The organism is Chitinophaga sp. SYP-B3965 (genome assembly GCF_009647655.1).
Lineage (GTDB): Bacteria > Bacteroidota > Bacteroidia > Chitinophagales > Chitinophagaceae > Chitinophaga.
Window position 1 is genome coordinate 1,178,094 of the sequence record NZ_WJFD01000001.1, and the last position, 15,139, is coordinate 1,193,232.

A 15,139-nucleotide genomic window follows, 5' to 3' on the forward strand; every position below is an offset into this window, starting at 1 on the left:
TTGATTTAAACCCTCTTACGTAGCATATACCTAATAGCCTTAACGGTTATTTTTGGTATATGACGAAACTTCTACTCCCTGCCCTGTTTGTTCTGTTGGCCGTTGAAACCCATGCCGGTATTGTACGCGGCACCGTTACCAATCAAAAAGGAGAAGCGTTGCCCTATGCCACAGTGATGATCAAAGGCACTACCAATGGTACGACGGCCAATGCCACCGGCAGTTACCAGTTGGATCTGCCATCCGGCCAGTATACCATCCTCTGCCAGTATATGGGCTATAAGAAGCTGGAAAAGACCATACAGGTCACTGGCGCTGTGCAGGAGTTGAACTTTGTCCTGGAGCCGGTAAGTATGCAGATCAGGGAAGTAGTGGTGAAGTCCGGTGGGGAAGATCCTGCTTATGCCATCATCCGGCAGGCTATCAAAAAGAGATCGTTCTATCAAAACCAGGTAAAAGCCTATACCTGTGACGCCTATATTAAAATGCTGGCCAAACTCCGTAATGCACCCAAAAGGGTGTTCGGTCAGAAAGTGGATGCGGAGGACCTGGGATTGGATTCTACCCGCAAAGGCATTGTGGGTTTATCAGAATCCTATACCCGTTTAAATTATAGGCAACCGGATATGAAGGTGGAGGTTCTTTCCTCCCGTCAGAGCGGGGGAGGTTTAGGGTTCAGTTTCCCTACTACGATCAGTTTTTATGATAATAATGTAGAGGCCATTACCTCAGACCTCGGACCGCGTGGTTTTATATCTCCCATTGCAGAAACGGCTATGCTCAATTATAAATACCGGCTGGAAGGTACTTTCCTGGACGATGGTAAACTGGTGAACAAGATCAAAGTGATCCCGCGCCGGAAATATGAACCGGTGTTTGCAGGGTACATTTATATTACGGAAGACGATTGGCGCATACACAGCACAGACCTGATGCTTACCAGGGAATACCAGCTGGAGCTGCTGGACACACTGATAATCAGGCAAACGCATGTACCGGTGAATAATGAAGTATGGCGTACAAAAGATCAGGTGGTATATATAGCGATGAAGATGTTAGGGTTTGATGTAACGGCTAATAACGTAAACGTATACTCGAACTATAACCTGAAACCTGTATTCCCGAAAAACTTCTTTAACAAAGTAGTGATGAGATATGAGGTGGATGCTGCTGAGCGCGAAATAAAATACTGGGATAGTATACGCCCTGTTCCGCTGGAAGCCGAGGAGCAGAAGGACTTCCGCGTGAAGGACAGTACTGCAAAGGTAAGGAGGGATTCCTCCCGCTCCCGGTATCACCTGGATTCTTTGCGTAAAAAACCGCAGCCAATAAAGGCAGATGCTGTGCTGCTGAATGGCTTCGGGCATAACTGGTATTTTAAAAGAGATAGCAGTATTGCCACGCATTCGTTACATGTTGCTTCCCTGCTCAAAGGCCTGAGTTATAATACGGTGGAAGGTGTTTCTTTAGCTGTTGCTCCATCTGTAAGCTTCAGCCTGCCGAATAAGCGATATTTACACTGGGCTAATTATATCCGGTATGGTTTCAGTAATACACATCTGAATGCTTCCACCGCATTAACCTTCTCCGGCAGCGGACAGGATGATTTTGGTTCCCGTAACACATGGACTATAGCAGGAGGGAAGCGCATCACCCAGTTCAATAAAGAGAATCCTATCGGCCCGATCGCTAACTCATTATATACCTTACTGGCCAAGGAGAACTACCTGAAGCTGTATGAGAGCTGGTATGGCGGCCTGAACTTTAACCGCAACTTCCAGAATGCGATGAAGCTGAATGTGAACGCTACTTATGAGGACAGGATCCCGGTGGAGAACACCACGGATTATGTGCTCTTCAAAAATGCCAGCAAAACCTTCACACCCAATCATCCGGAGGAACTGGCGAACCTGCCTTTCGTAAAAGAGCAGGTACTAACGTTAACGGGTGCACTGAGTTATCAACCGGGGCAAAAATTCATTGAGTACCCTAAGTATAAACGTGCTATTGGATCGAAGTATCCCACCTTCACGCTGATGTATACCAAAGGGTTCATTGATGCGGATTTCGACAAGTGGAAATTATCTGTGCAGGACGATATGAATTTCAAACTCTTCGGCGCCTTGTCTTATAAATTCACCACAGGTGGTTTCTTTAATAATAACAAAGTGAGTATCCCTGATCTGCAACACTTTAATGGTAACCAAACGTTCTACAACATCAAATATGTAAACAGCTTCCAGTTAGCGCCTTATTATCAGTACAGTACGTCTGCTAATCTGTATGCTACGGGTAACATAGAACATCATTTCAATGGTTTGCTGACGAATAAGATCCCATTGTTCAACCGGCTGAAATGGAACCTGGTAGCAGGGTCTAATGCTTTCTATGTGAACAGGAATAATAATTATGTGGAAGTGTTTGCGGGGTTAGAAAACATCTTTAAGGTGTTGCGGGTAGATGTGGTGGCAGGGTACCAGAGCCAGTTGCCTACAAAGGTTGGGGTAAGGGTTGGGTTTGGGGGATTGCTGGGGAAGGCGTTTCAGTTTGAATAGATAATATGGATGCTTTATTCGCAATTGGTGCTGCGGTACCGGCGATCAAATCATTACGATATATTCTTACCAGAAGAATAAAATAGAAGGGGCCGTATCAAAAGTATGATGCGGCCCCTTTTTATTCGGGTACCTGATGGAGGCATGCCATCATTTATGCAATTCTCCGGGCTATCTTTTATTTTTCATACAACCCCTGCTATTTTCTAACCTTGTGCTGCATAAACGGCAGCAAATTCCTTTGCGAAGTCGGCCAGTTTGGTATTTCCCCAGGTGGTGGGCTTAAAGTCTTCATATAATTTCCCGCTGTTGATGGCATTGCCCATTTCTACATAAGCGGCTGCAATAGCTTCTGGCATACCGGCGGCGGTCATGCCTGCAAATGCTTCTGCATCACTGAATTGGACCCAGGGGAGTGCTGGTTTACCGATGGCAGTGCCCAGTGTCTTTACGACTTCAGTCATCTCCTGTTCATCACTCACAACGTATTGGTGGCTTTTTCCTTCAAATGGGGTTTGCAGTTCCTGAGCAGCAATAACTGCAATATCTCTTGGATGTACCATCACCAGTTTGGTCTTTTCTCCGTAATTATTACCCATTATTCCCATGTTTTTGATAAGCCCTATATCGAAGAAGAAATTGATATAGAAGATACCTGCCCGTAAATGTTTTACGGCTACACCGTCCAGGGAGTTCAGTGTCTGTTCTACATCGTAAAGTCCTGTAATGGGGCCGGTGCCTTCGGGCAGATGGGCGCCAATGCTGCTTAGGTTTACCACCCGTTTCACGCCGGCAGCCTTTATGGCTTCCTGGTAGTTTTTACCCGTTTGGGCCATGTATTGCCTGATATGGGGGGCACCAAAGTTTGGTGGCACCATGGTGTAAATGGCATCGGCGCCGGTAAAGGCGTCTGTCAGGAAAGCAACGTCTGAAACCGAACCGATAGCTGGTTTGGCGCCTAACGCTGTTATATCATCTGCCTTCTTTGGGTCACTGCTGATAATGGTGACTTCATGGCCGTTTTTAATCAGTATTTCAGCAAGCGGTTTACTGATGTTGCCGAGCGAACCTGTTATTGTAATTTTCATAATGCAAAGCTATATTTGTACAAACTTAATTACAAGTACCTACCCGAAAGTAAGTAGCCATGACGAAAGTAAAAGAACAATCAACCCTGCATCAAAATAAAGGTATTGCTGAAATAACCTGCCCCATAACTTATGTAATGAATAAGATAGGGGGCCATTGGAAACCGATCATATTGTATTACCTGATGAGTGGGCCTAAACGTTACAGTGAACTGAGGCGGTCAATACCTGCTATTACGGAGAAGATGTTAGCGCAGCACCTGAAGCAATTGAAAGAAGATAACCTGATCAACAGGAAAGTGGAACAGGAGATGCCACCGATAACTATTTATAGCCTCACACCATCGGCCGAGCTATTAAGCCCTGTGCTCCTGGCCATGGCAGACTGGGCTATTAAAGACAGTGGGTTGTATAAAGACATGGAGTGCCAATAAAAAACGAGGCTTTCAGGGCCTCGTTTTTTTACTAGTGGATATTTATAAAGGCCCAAACTACTTCTGAAGGTATCACCAGCGTGCTGGTACGGCTAAACCTGGCTATATTAATTCCCATAAAATTACCGGCTGCATCAAACACAGGCCCGCCGCACTGGCTGGGTGTTAAGATGGCGTCGTGCGCAAAGAGCCGGGTGAAACCATCTCTGCGGTAGCTTTTGCCACCGGCGAACATTTCTGCAGGATGATGGCCTGGTGTGGGGATTGGCTTTTCGTCCAGCATGATCTGTTTTGTATAAACGGTTCCTTCTCTTTTCAGGCTGATGGTAATGGTATCGTTTGGCCAATACTTTTGCAGTGTAGCGCCAAACTCTTCCGCTTTGCTGAATGTGATGCCGTTAATGCTGATCACTTCATCGCCCACCTTAAGATCGTTGGCGGCGGCAGGAGAGTTTTTGCGTATGAACGTGATCAGCAATGGCCCGTTTTTAATGGCGATGGAAGCGCCCAAAAAACCGGTGCTATTGATCCTGGGCAGGCTGAATGGTAAAGTGCCTACTACGCTGATAGCGTTAGCGGTATCTAATCGCGGGCTTACCAGGAATTGGCCGAGCTGTTTAAAAGATATACTGTCTGGTTTTGCTTTTGTGAGTGTAATGCCGTCTTGCAAAGGCGCTTCTATTTTTAGCAGCACGAGGTCATTTTCTCTGTCGCGGCGTATAATGGAAGCTTTTCTCTGGTTGATGAGCGGCTCATTTCCTACCATAGAACTTTTGCTTACAACATAAGCGTTGGCGAACGCTGTTCCGTAAATCTTTTCTTCTTTACCTTTTATCATGCTGGTAATGAGGACGCAGGCGTTTTTAGTATTGCTTTCAATGGGGGTATATGTTTGCAGTTGTATTTGATCTTTGCCTATGGGATCTTCAACAGCAGGCAGCGCATTGAATTTCTTTGCTTCGGCCAGTGCCGTTTTGTACTTACGGTAAAGGTCTACCGGTATTTCGAAATTTTCAGATTCTGAGATAGTAATCGCGCTGTGTATGCCAATTACCCTTCCCAACTCATCAAACAGCGGCCCGCCGGAATCACCGGGTTCCATTGCACAGGTGGATTGTAAAAAGCCACGTTTATTACCGAGACTGGTGATGATCCCAAAACGTACACCGGGCAGGTGTTGGTTCAGTGTTTCAGGATAGGCTATGCTGATGCAGGGCTGGTTGAGTTTTAAGGAAGAGGAGTAACCCATCTCTGCATACGGCCATGTACCGGGTGTAATGATCTTCATCATAGACACATCTGGTATGGTGGGATCATCCGCCATCTCTATTTTGCCGAGCGCCAGGGCAATGGCTACCTTACCATCCGGGAACATTACTTTGTATGTTTTACCGGGCGTGGAAGTATGTGCAGCAGTGAGGATATCGCCCTGGGGGCTTACTACTACTGCGCTGAACTGGGCACTCATTTGTTGTTTGGAACTTGTGTCGTAACCCCACATGCGCACGCTGGCCGGCCAGGCTTTTTCTATCGCTTTATGTATGTTTTGGCCGTAAGTGTTGGCGGAGATAATGGTCAGACAAATAACCAGCAGCCTGGATCTTTTCATATAGCAAATAAAATTAAAAGTCCCGGCTGATTGACCAGCCGGGGCTTTTGCTTTAATAAGGGAAGGATTAGTTTTTAAAGATCTCTGCGAGTTTCTCGTTCAGTTTCTCACCACGTACATCCGTTGCAATGATCTTTCCATCTCTGTCAATGAGGTAACAGGCGGGTACACCTCTTACGCCATACAGGCGGCCTGCAGCGTTGCTCCAGCCTTTCAGGTCAGATACGTGCAGCCAGGGAAGGCCATCTTGTGCAATGGCTTCTACCCATGGTTCTTTTTTGGAATCCAGGGATACGGAGAGGATCTCAAAACCTTTGTCTTTATAGATCTTATACTGTTTCAGCATGTTGGGATTCTCTGCACGGCAGGGACTGCACCAGCTTGCCCAAAAGTCCAGCAATACTACTTTGCCTTTGAGATCAGTAAGTGAAAGTGGTTTATCGTTTACATCGTTCTGGGTAAAGGCGGGAGCCGGTTTGCCAACAGCAGTGAGTTTCTCTGCATTGATGCGCTGTTGCAGTTCCTTTGCCATATCCATTTTTTGCAGGTCTTTGTTCAGGCTGCTGAGGATGGTTTGTGCAGTGGCCATGTCAGTATAGGAGCCTGCTGCTTCAGACAGTGCTACCAGGGAAAAGAAGGAGTTAGGATTAGTTTTGGCGAATTCCACCATTTTCAGTCCTCTCTGTTTTCTTAATTCCGTTTGTTTAGCATTGAGGGCCTTCATGAACTCCTCGTCTCTTTTATCTTCAGGGGATGCTTCTGCATACTCTTTCTGGTACATAGCCGTTAGCTCCATGATGGAGCCACCGATCTTTTTGTTAAAGGCAGTATGCTCATCGTATATTTTGGAACCTTTCCAGGCCGCGTTGCTTAAAGAGTCTTTGGATGTTACTTTGATCTGTTCCGGTCCGAAATAAAAGTAGATCACATCGGCACCAGGGGAGTAAATGGAAAAAGGTTTGCCTTTTCCTTCATGGTCCAGGGACATGCGGGCGGTAGTTTGCCCGGTAATGAAACCTTTAAATGTAAATACACCGTTCACCACGGAGGCAGAGTCTTCCTTACCTTTTCCGTTGGTATCAGAATAATCAATATATACTTTGGCCGGTTTATCCAGTTTGCCGATGTTGCCGGTGATGGTGAAGTTAGGTGTTTGTGCAAAAGCCGCCACCGGAGCGAATACTGATAAAAGTAAGAAGCTGAATTTCATGTAATTGCTGGTTTTTTAAGACTATCTATAATGATAAAGCAGCATTACACGATTTTCTTAGCGTTTTTCGGCTATAAATTTTAATAACAGGGGAAAAGCGGGTGCCGTCATATTATGGCCAAAGCCCTGCAACTCATACAGGGTAGTTTGCTTATGCCCTGCCAGCTTCATCATGCGGGCCCAGTAGGCGTTTTCTTCATACCGGCCTAACATTTCCATCTCCCGGTCGCCCGTGATCAGCAATACCGGTGGGGCGTCTGCTCTTACATGGAAAAGCGGTGCGTATTTATCTATAGTGGGCTGAATGTCTTTTATGCCCTGTTCCTGGCGGATGGTAAAATGGGTGATGGCCTGTGCACTCATGGAAATAAGGCCGGCTATCCTGTTGGCATCTATCTGGTATCTGGCGAGGTATTCCTTGTTGAGGGTGACCATAGCGCCCAGATAAGCCCCGGCGGAATGGCCGGATATAAAGATCCTGTTCGTATCTCCATTATATGCTGCTACGTGTTTAAAGGTCCAGGCAATGGCTGCGGCCGCATCTTCAATATAAGCCGGTGCCTTTACTTTGGGGGAGAGGCGGTATTTAACTCCGATAATAACCAGGCCTTTTCCTTTTAAAGCCGCAGGGATCTCTTTGTCACCCCCGGTAATGCCGCCGCCGTGGAACCAGACTACCGTGGGGGCATTTTTGATATTGGTGGGATAGTACACGTCCAGCACACATTGCTGGTCCATATAGCTGTCTGTGGATTTTGTATAATAATGAATGTTCTCTTTGGTGGTGTAGTCCTGCCCCAATGTGAAACAGGGGAGTAACAGCAGTAATAATAGTTGTTTCATAAGTGAAAGCCCATAAAAAAACGAGGCCTTGTAAGGTACCTCGTTTTTTATATTTTTTAATTGCTTGCCAGGATATAGTTGAAAATAACTTAGTAGCGTGCTACTCTTCTCTTTTCACCCCTTGCCTGGGAGTTTCTGGAGGTTTTTGGACTTCCACCAAAAAAATAAGCGGCTAACCGATAAGCCCACAAACCAATGATCACAGCGAAGAAGTAGAAAACGTAGATACTCATATAAATTCTATTTAAGGGGGTCAGGAAATATTGCATTCCGCACTGTCCATTTGTGTTAATACTATCACAATATTCCAATAGCGTGCCACATTTTTTTGTGGCAGAACCTATGCAAAAAGCTTATAAATGGTAAATATTAATAAATTGTTATGATTCCCAATGGGTTAGAAACTACCTGAAATTAGGTAGTTTCTGTGGATAAGATTTTTCTGTAACTTTGCGGCGGCATGTCATAAAATGGTGTGTCAGAAATTTTGTTCCACCGGCGTTGGTCCTTAAAATTTCCTTATGGTATTACATAACAGATTGTCTGCCACCGAGCTAAAGAGCCGGTTAGCAACAGAAACCTTTCAGCGCGTAACTGTTTCCTTCTATCAGTACGCCAAAATTGCAGACCCGCAGGTCTTCCGAAACCAGCTTTACGAAGCACTTTTCCAGTTACATGTCTTTGGCCGTATTTACGTGGCGCATGAGGGAATAAATGCACAGGTGAGTATTCCCGCGCATCACTTTGAGGAATTTCGCCAGCACCTGGATTCCATTTCATTCCTGAAAGGCATTCGTCTTAATGTGGCGGTAGATGATAACGGCAAATCTTTTTGGGTATTAAAGGTAAAAGTGCGGGAAAAGATCGTGGCGGACGGGATCACGGACCCGGCCTTTGATATGGCTAACCGCGGTAAGTATGTGAATGCGAAGGAATTCAATGAGCTGACGGAAGATCCGGATACGGTGATCATAGACATGCGGAACCATTATGAGTTTGAAGTAGGGCATTTTGATAAAGCGCTGGAGGTACCTTCTTCCACATTCCGGGAACAATTACCCATGGCGGTGGATATGATGAAGGACCAGAAGGAGAAGAACATCATTATGTATTGTACCGGTGGGATCAGGTGTGAGAAGGCGAGTGCGTACATGTTGCATCAGGGGTTCAAAAATGTGTTCCACCTGGAAGGCGGTATTATTGAATATGCGAACAAAGCGAAGGAGTGGGGCCTGCCCAACAAGTTCCGCGGGAAGAACTTTGTATTTGATGAACGCCTGGGAGAAAGGATCAGTGACGAAGTGATCAGCCAATGCCATCAGTGCGGAGAACCTTGTGATGATCATACCAACTGCGCCAATGAAGGATGTCATCTTTTATTTATTCAATGCGCTGCATGTGCAGCGAAATACAATGGATGTTGTAGTGAAGAATGTACCGCAGTGCTGGCTTTACCCGAGGAAGAGCAGGCTGAGATGAGGAAAGGGATCGATAAGGGACTGATGTTATTTTCCAAACGGAAGTGGGACCGCAGTTAGATAGCACAAAGGAGGGATAGGGAGTTTGCGTTATTTTGCTAAATTTTGTAGCAAAACTTTTATCCCCGTATGTTACCCAATTCACAAGCATTATGGCTTAGCATCATAGAAGGCGTCTTAATAGGCGTACCTATTTTAATTGTCGGTTATTACTTAAAGAGCCGCGGATCAGATACGCCGAAAAGTGTTCGCTTAGCATTAGCGGACCTGGCAAAAAACCTCACTTCCTGTATCCATTCCATTAACTGGCTTTGCTGGTCTGTGCAACATAGCCCTGCAGCGATAAGAGGGAATATAAAGTCGTATAATACGGAAATGCATAAGCAGCTGAGTGACCTGATGGCGTCCCGTGTTATCCTCGCAGCACAGGATACTTCCAAATACAACTTATTGGCGCCTTTGATGGCAAAAGTGCTTGCGCTGGATGTTAAAGTAGGGAAAGTAGTGGCGGGTTGTTTGAGCCTTCATCCATTGCAGGAAGCAGCTGCACAAAAGGAATTGATCAATTGCCATGGTGAGGCCGTTGAGCTGGAGCAGGAACTATTGAAGATGGTGAGCGATCTGGTGAAGGTCACCTTTTGAGGTACCTGTTATTCAAGATCCTTTCCATCACCTCTTCCTTTAAAGTCCTGCTGATAGGAATATGGTTCGTCCCAACCAGTAATTCATTCCCTTCAATACTATCTATTTTATCCAGTGCAACAATGAAAGATTTGTGCACTTTCACAAACTTGTCTGTGGGCAGGTAATCTTCCACACCTTTAAAGGTGAGGTAAGTGATGAATTTCCGGGACGAAGTGTGGATGGCCACATAGTTCTGCAGTGCTTCTGCAAACAGGATATCCTGGTAGGCGATCTTTTCGAGTTTGTTATCACACTTGATAAAGAAATAGTCCGTAGTGTTCTTCTGCTGATTCTTCGCTTTCAGCACTGCTTTCATGAAACGCTCAAAGGAAATGGGCTTTACGAGGTAATCCAGCACATTCAGTTCAAAACTTTCCACGGCATAATCCGGGTAGGCGGTAGTGAAGATCACCTGTGGCGGCTGCGGGAGTGAGCGGAGGAATTCAATGCCCGTCATGCGCGGCATCTGGATGTCCAGGAACATCAGGTCTATTTGCTCCTGCTGCAGGGCCTCTGCTGCTTTGATGGGGGAATCATATTCACCGGCCAGCTCCAGGAAGTTGACATCGGCAATGTACTCCTTCAGGCCTTTGCGGGCCAGCGGTTCATCATCAACTATGATACAGCGGATCTTCATATGACTAAAGTTAGGGTGACCGTAAATGTAGCGCTGTTGTCTGAAATATCCAATGTGTACTTATCGGGGTATAATAATTCCAGTCTTCTTTTCACATTTGCGAGGCCGATGCCGCCGGGCTCTTCTGCGGGGCGGTTCTCTTTGGTATTGTGTACTGTTAATTGCAGTATTTGATCTTTGCGTTTTAACGTTATGTTTATTTCATTCTGCTCGTGGGCAGATACATGTTTGAACGCATTCTCCACAAAGGTGATCAGCAGGAGCGGGGCAATGCTGAAATTCTTTACGTTCTCATCGCAATCAAAGGTGATATTGTATCGTTCATCATGCCGCAACTGCTGTATGGCCACAAAGTTCCTGAGGTACTGGATCTCTTTCTCTATATCGATCTTATCCGTATTGCAATCATATAACTGGTAACGCAGCAGGTCCGAGAACTTCATCAGCGTTTCCCGGGCTTCCTTGTTCTCTTTATTGATCAGGAAATAGATCGTGTTGAGGGAATTGAAGAGCGAATGGGGGTTGATCTGCGCTCTTAAATATTGCAGTTCCTGTTCTGCGCCAGCTCTCAATGCACCTTGCAAACGGTGTAAGGTCCTTAACTGGTCTATGTAGAACTTAATGCCTGCAGCAGCACCTACCATGAAGAACAGGGGGATGTACACATCGTATACCTGGCTGTTGAAGGTGGCATTGGGCCAGTGGGTGATGCGGGAGGCGTAAGGGGTGAGGATGAGATTGAGGATCTTTATCACCAGGAAACCGGTGACCAGCACTAATGCTGTAAAGCTGAGGAAGAAGGAGAAGTATTTTTTAGTGTATAACAGTTTTGGGATGAGTACGTAATTGGTAAAGTATACAGCACCGGCCAGGGACAGTACTTTTAAGAGGCCGGCCAGGATAGTGGGTAACAGATCAGGATAGTCATCTATTCTTAGTGTGATCCATACCACGAAGAAGGCCAGCCAGAAGAACACGTGGTGCAGGCGCCAGTTTATGATCTGTGAAAATACTTTCATACGGTATTTAAATATAGCCATTTATTTTTTTACTTTCGCCCTTCGTCCCTAACTAAGAATACCTACAACCAAATGAGAAGCATATCCCTCTTCCTGAAACTGGTGCGCTGGCCAAACCTGTTATTTATTTTGCTAACGCAGTTCCTGTTCCAATACTGTGTAATTAATCCTTTGATGCTGCGATATAGTATAGGCCCCCTGGTGGAGCTCCGGAATTTCCTGATGATCGCAACCGCTTACCAGTTGATTGCGGCAGCGGGTTACATTATTAATGATTATTTCGATGTTCCTATTGATCTGGTCAATAAACCCCATAAGGTTTTTATCACACAGGGCATCAGTAAAAGAACGGCGCTGGCTTTGTATATCGCTATGAACGTAACAGCCATATTGCTGAGTATATCGCTTTCTAATCCTTTGCCACTGATCTGTGTGATCATTTCTATCGTTTTACTGTTCATGTATTCCGCATTCCTGAAGAAAAGTTTCCTCACGGGGAATGTGCTCGTATCTGGTATTACGGCATCTGCCGTGCTGGTGCTTTTCATGATGGTGGAACAGCGGTTCCGTTACCTGCAAATGGCCACATTGTTATACACCGGGTTTGCATTCCTTCTCTCTTTTGCACGGGAAGTAATAAAAGACCTGGAAGATATAGGGGGGGACAGGCTTCACGGAGGCCAGACGATGGCTATTGTGTTAAGCGATGCTGTTGTACGTTATATCGTGGTATTGAACCTTTTTTGCATGATCATCCTGCTGGGTGTTATACAACCCTATTTGTGGGGAGGGAATTTATGGACCAGGGTGTTATCTGTTTATATCATCCTTCTGGTGATGATACCCTTGATCCGGATCATACTGAAAGTTTTTAAGGCGAAAGCCTGCGCCGATTATAACCGGTTAAGCGGAAGTATCAAGATAGTGATGCTGATGGGGATCTTGTCCATGTTGTTTGTTCAATATATTTAAGCTTATGTACTGGTTGCAATTTGGTATGCGTGTTATTTACCGGGTGATAGGGATCATTACCAGCCGCAAGCGGGAGGCCGTTTGGGCAGCGAAGTATTTGTCTGCCCTGGAAGTGGAGCTTGGCGGGCGTTTAAGAGAGGATGCCCGCAGGAAGATCATTACCAGCTACAGCATCTATGTGCCCATGATCGTGCAGGCTTTTTCTAATTTCCGCGGGCGTAAAGTGTCTGACGGGGAACGGGAGCGGATGCTGCTGTATTTTATCTGCAGTACTACCTTCGATGATTTTACGGACAGAGGGGAGCTTTCATCGGATGCGTTGCACAACATCTCTTATGAACCGGCGTCTTTTGTGGCGCAACGTATTGAAGAGCGGATGTTCCTGCATGCGCATTTATACCTCAACAACTTCGTAAAACAAAAAGCAGCGTACGGCGATGCTACCCGCGGTTTGTTCCAGGCCCAGATAGATTCTGCACTACAGGCTTCTGTTGCTATCACAGATACTGATCTGCATCGTGTAACAATAGGGAAGGGGAGTTATGCTGTTTTGTTATGCAGCTTTTACCTGGATGAAGAAGTGAGTGCTGTTGAACGGCAATGCTGGTTTCAGCTGGGCGGTATTATCCAACTCACGAATGATCTTTTTGATATTTGGAAAGACTTACAAACAGGTTTCCAGACACTGCCTATGCGGATGCGGGATGCTTCTGCATTCCATGAATTTTTTATGGGCATGGTGAATAACCTGGAAGCATCCATCAATACTTTGCCTGGATCGGCTGAACGTAAGCAACAGTTTTTGCTGGATATGATGGCGATCTGTTCTTTTGGTGAATTCGCTATCAGCAGATTGCAAACCGTTCAGCAAGGCCTGGCACAACTTCCTGACTTTTCGGAATTGCCCCGCAAAACGTTGATCGTTGACATGGAAAAACCTTCCGGCATCTGCCACTGTATGCGTTTCACCTGGAAGCGCTGTGTACAATGGCGGAAATCTTTAGTTGTGATCATGTTGCTGGCATTTGTTCTGCCGGCCAGCGGGCAGGCATCCCGTCTTCTGAAGGAAATTGCGGCGGAACAGATCGAAAAAGATAGTTTTTATTACACGGGGATGTTCCGGAGTTATCGGCATTATGGCAATTTGCATGGGAAGATGAGGGAGGATAACAATATCTTCTTCACCGGTCTGATCGCTTTCACTTTATCGGAATTACAAACGAAGTTTCATGGAGAAGATAGTCTGCTTTGCCAACGGATCCTCCGTAATGCCCGTTCTTCTTTCCGGCATTTCCGTCATAATGTTACTTACAATTTCTGGAAAACGAACCCTGGTATTGTTTTCCCCAATTCCCCTTTCCTCGGGCTTTTTAAAAAATGGCATACGTTGCCGGATGATGTGGACGATACGGTTATTCTCCTGATGGGCATGCAGGCGGACGATAGTACAGCCCGTGCTGTGAAGTTGCTGATGGAGCAACATGCCAATACAGTGCGGTACAGCATCCGGAACACCTTTCCGAAGTACAGGCATATACCTGCTTATTCTACCTGGTTTGGCCGCGATATGCCTATTGACTTTGATTTCTGTGTTCTGACGAATGTACTTTATTTCAATCATGCTTACGGTATGGCAGGCGGGCGTTACGATGAGGCCACCACGGCATTGCTTGATTCCTTTATTCATCACCGCGAGTATATCACGCATCCTGCCTATATCTCACCCCATTATGCCCGGACACCGGTGTTGCTCTATCATATTGCGCGTTTAATGGGGAGGTTTCCCATTGCTGCCCTGGAGAAACACCGGCCCCAACTTATTGTGGATGCGCAGGCGCAGCTTCGCATGGCCCGGGATCCTATGGATAAAGTTATCCTCTCTACAGCGCTGATATGGCTGGGAGTTACCACGGTACCGAAGGTTTCATTTAAGGATACCAATTTTGTTTTCTTTATGGCGGGATTCAATTCGCTTTTACCGGATCCATTCAAGAAGATCTTCAGTGGTTATCATGTGGTGACGTATTATTACCGGAGCCCTGCTTATAATAAAATGCTCATGCTGCAGCATTTGCTGTTACGGGATGATTAATAAAACCTTACAAACGTTAATATGGAGGAGAATCAAATAATTCTTGCAATAAGCGAATTTTGGAAGAATAATGAAGTGACACATTCTCAACCTGTTTCAGAGATAGATCTTAAAACCTTTTATCAAAGTAACAGGTTGGTATTACCCGGCGACATACTGGATTATTTTAAGGAACTGAATGGAACGGAAGGTTATGACAACAATTTATTTAAACTTTATCCTTTTGATGAATTTAAAACGGTTAAGGATGAGTTGGAGGATTGGATTGGGCCCCCGGACTATAGAAACATAACCTCTAAATTAACAGATCATAAAAATGTTTTTGTAATTGCAGATCACAGTTTTCATCTTTTCACATATGCGATCAAATTATATGATAAAGAAAGTGATGCTAACGAGATATACATAATTTGTGGTGAAGAATTTAAAATAATCGCTTATTCTTTTACCAAATTCCTTGAATTATATCTTAAGGATGATAAGTCGTTGTACTTTTAGTCTTATGCTACGGGGATGAT

At 45.4% G+C, this 15,139-nt stretch carries 14 protein-coding genes; 7 read left to right on the forward strand and 7 right to left on the reverse strand.

Features of this window, described 5'->3' with window-relative positions; translation table 11 throughout:
• Window positions 1–59 precede the first annotated feature (59 nt).
• Window positions 60–2,555, forward strand: a complete 2,496-nt coding sequence (locus tag GFS24_RS04580; RefSeq protein ID WP_153658382.1) for a DUF5686 family protein — start codon at window positions 60–62, stop codon at window positions 2,553–2,555.
• Between the two features lie 206 nt (window positions 2,556–2,761).
• Here GFS24_RS04580 and GFS24_RS04585 read toward each other — a convergent pair whose 3' ends face one another.
• A complete protein-coding gene (locus GFS24_RS04585; RefSeq protein WP_153658383.1) occupies window positions 2,762–3,643 on the reverse strand; it encodes an NAD(P)H-binding protein in 882 nt (293 codons plus the stop codon).
• Window positions 3,644–3,780: 137 nt separating this feature from the next.
• On the opposite strand from GFS24_RS04585, the gene GFS24_RS04590 reads away from it, so the two are divergent.
• Window positions 3,781–4,077: a helix-turn-helix domain-containing protein gene (locus tag GFS24_RS04590; RefSeq protein WP_253906397.1), complete on the forward strand. Its 297-nt coding sequence runs from the start codon at window positions 3,781–3,783 to the stop codon at window positions 4,075–4,077.
• 31 nt (window positions 4,078–4,108) lie between these two features.
• On the opposite strand, the gene GFS24_RS04595 is transcribed toward GFS24_RS04590, so the two are convergent.
• From GFS24_RS04595 to GFS24_RS04610, 4 genes are all read right to left on the reverse strand, one after another.
• The gene (locus GFS24_RS04595; protein WP_153658385.1) at window positions 4,109–5,686 is read right to left on the reverse strand and encodes a trypsin-like peptidase domain-containing protein; all 1,578 of its coding nucleotides are present in this window, start codon (window positions 5,684–5,686) and stop codon (window positions 4,109–4,111) included.
• A gap of 67 nt (window positions 5,687–5,753) precedes the next feature.
• Window positions 5,754–6,896 (reverse strand): TlpA disulfide reductase family protein, encoded by a 1,143-nt coding sequence (locus tag GFS24_RS04600; RefSeq protein ID WP_153658386.1) that lies wholly within the window; start codon window positions 6,894–6,896, stop codon window positions 5,754–5,756.
• A gap of 57 nt (window positions 6,897–6,953) precedes the next feature.
• Window positions 6,954–7,739, reverse strand: coding sequence for an alpha/beta hydrolase (locus GFS24_RS04605; RefSeq protein WP_153658387.1), 786 nt, complete (start codon window positions 7,737–7,739; stop codon window positions 6,954–6,956).
• 89 nt (window positions 7,740–7,828) lie between these two features.
• Window positions 7,829–7,972, reverse strand: a complete 144-nt coding sequence (locus GFS24_RS04610; protein WP_153658388.1) for a hypothetical protein — start codon at window positions 7,970–7,972, stop codon at window positions 7,829–7,831.
• A gap of 288 nt (window positions 7,973–8,260) precedes the next feature.
• Here GFS24_RS04610 and GFS24_RS04615 point away from each other — a divergent pair, with 288 nt between their 5' ends.
• The gene (locus GFS24_RS04615; RefSeq protein WP_153658389.1) at window positions 8,261–9,277 is read left to right on the forward strand and encodes a rhodanese-related sulfurtransferase; all 1,017 of its coding nucleotides are present in this window, start codon (window positions 8,261–8,263) and stop codon (window positions 9,275–9,277) included.
• A gap of 69 nt (window positions 9,278–9,346) precedes the next feature.
• Entirely contained in the window at window positions 9,347–9,859 is a 513-nt protein-coding gene (locus GFS24_RS04620) for a hypothetical protein (protein ID WP_153658390.1), read from the forward strand.
• Here GFS24_RS04620 and GFS24_RS04625 read toward each other — a convergent pair.
• Both GFS24_RS04625 and GFS24_RS04630 read right to left on the reverse strand, forming a co-directional pair.
• Window positions 9,849–10,538, reverse strand: a complete 690-nt coding sequence (locus tag GFS24_RS04625) for a LytTR family DNA-binding domain-containing protein (protein WP_153658391.1) — start codon at window positions 10,536–10,538, stop codon at window positions 9,849–9,851. The genes GFS24_RS04620 and GFS24_RS04625 overlap by 11 nt on opposite strands.
• Complete coding sequence (locus tag GFS24_RS04630; protein WP_173002968.1) at window positions 10,535–11,557, reverse strand: sensor histidine kinase; 1,023 nt, start codon at window positions 11,555–11,557, stop codon at window positions 10,535–10,537. The genes GFS24_RS04625 and GFS24_RS04630 overlap by 4 nt, the downstream gene beginning before the upstream one ends.
• Window positions 11,558–11,629: 72 nt before the next feature.
• On the opposite strand from GFS24_RS04630, the gene GFS24_RS04635 reads away from it, so the two are divergent.
• The 3 genes from GFS24_RS04635 to GFS24_RS04645 are packed head-to-tail and all read left to right on the forward strand — an operon-like array spanning window position 11,630 to window position 15,119.
• Complete coding sequence (locus GFS24_RS04635) at window positions 11,630–12,529, forward strand: geranylgeranylglycerol-phosphate geranylgeranyltransferase (protein WP_153658393.1); 900 nt, start codon at window positions 11,630–11,632, stop codon at window positions 12,527–12,529.
• Window positions 12,530–12,533: 4 nt separating this feature from the next.
• On the forward strand, window positions 12,534–14,621 hold the full coding sequence (locus tag GFS24_RS04640; protein ID WP_153658394.1) for a hypothetical protein: 2,088 nt from the start codon (window positions 12,534–12,536) through the stop codon (window positions 14,619–14,621).
• Window positions 14,622–14,642: 21 nt separating this feature from the next.
• Window positions 14,643–15,119, forward strand: a complete 477-nt coding sequence (locus GFS24_RS04645; protein ID WP_153658395.1) for an SMI1/KNR4 family protein — start codon at window positions 14,643–14,645, stop codon at window positions 15,117–15,119.
• The last annotated feature ends 20 nt before the right edge of the window (window positions 15,120–15,139 follow it).

What these genes read in the sequence shown, in the direction of transcription:
- GFS24_RS04580 (WP_153658382.1), top strand. Translation starts at nt 60, where the DNA reads ATGACGAAACTTCTACTCCCTGCCCTGTTTGTTCTGTTGGCCGTTGAA.
- GFS24_RS04585 (WP_153658383.1), bottom strand. Translation starts at nt 3,643, where the DNA reads ATGAAAATTACAATAACAGGTTCGCTCGGCAACATCAGTAAACCGCTT.
- GFS24_RS04590 (WP_253906397.1), top strand. Translation starts at nt 3,781, where the DNA reads ATGAATAAGATAGGGGGCCATTGGAAACCGATCATATTGTATTACCTG.
- GFS24_RS04595 (WP_153658385.1), bottom strand. Translation starts at nt 5,686, where the DNA reads ATGAAAAGATCCAGGCTGCTGGTTATTTGTCTGACCATTATCTCCGCC.
- GFS24_RS04600 (WP_153658386.1), bottom strand. Translation starts at nt 6,896, where the DNA reads ATGAAATTCAGCTTCTTACTTTTATCAGTATTCGCTCCGGTGGCGGCT.
- GFS24_RS04605 (WP_153658387.1), bottom strand. Translation starts at nt 7,739, where the DNA reads ATGAAACAACTATTATTACTGCTGTTACTCCCCTGTTTCACATTGGGG.
- GFS24_RS04610 (WP_153658388.1), bottom strand. Translation starts at nt 7,972, where the DNA reads ATGAGTATCTACGTTTTCTACTTCTTCGCTGTGATCATTGGTTTGTGG.
- GFS24_RS04615 (WP_153658389.1), top strand. Translation starts at nt 8,261, where the DNA reads ATGGTATTACATAACAGATTGTCTGCCACCGAGCTAAAGAGCCGGTTA.
- GFS24_RS04620 (WP_153658390.1), top strand. Translation starts at nt 9,347, where the DNA reads ATGTTACCCAATTCACAAGCATTATGGCTTAGCATCATAGAAGGCGTC.
- GFS24_RS04625 (WP_153658391.1), bottom strand. Translation starts at nt 10,538, where the DNA reads ATGAAGATCCGCTGTATCATAGTTGATGATGAACCGCTGGCCCGCAAA.
- GFS24_RS04630 (WP_173002968.1), bottom strand. Translation starts at nt 11,557, where the DNA reads ATGAAAGTATTTTCACAGATCATAAACTGGCGCCTGCACCACGTGTTC.
- GFS24_RS04635 (WP_153658393.1), top strand. Translation starts at nt 11,630, where the DNA reads ATGAGAAGCATATCCCTCTTCCTGAAACTGGTGCGCTGGCCAAACCTG.
- GFS24_RS04640 (WP_153658394.1), top strand. Translation starts at nt 12,534, where the DNA reads ATGTACTGGTTGCAATTTGGTATGCGTGTTATTTACCGGGTGATAGGG.
- GFS24_RS04645 (WP_153658395.1), top strand. Translation starts at nt 14,643, where the DNA reads ATGGAGGAGAATCAAATAATTCTTGCAATAAGCGAATTTTGGAAGAAT.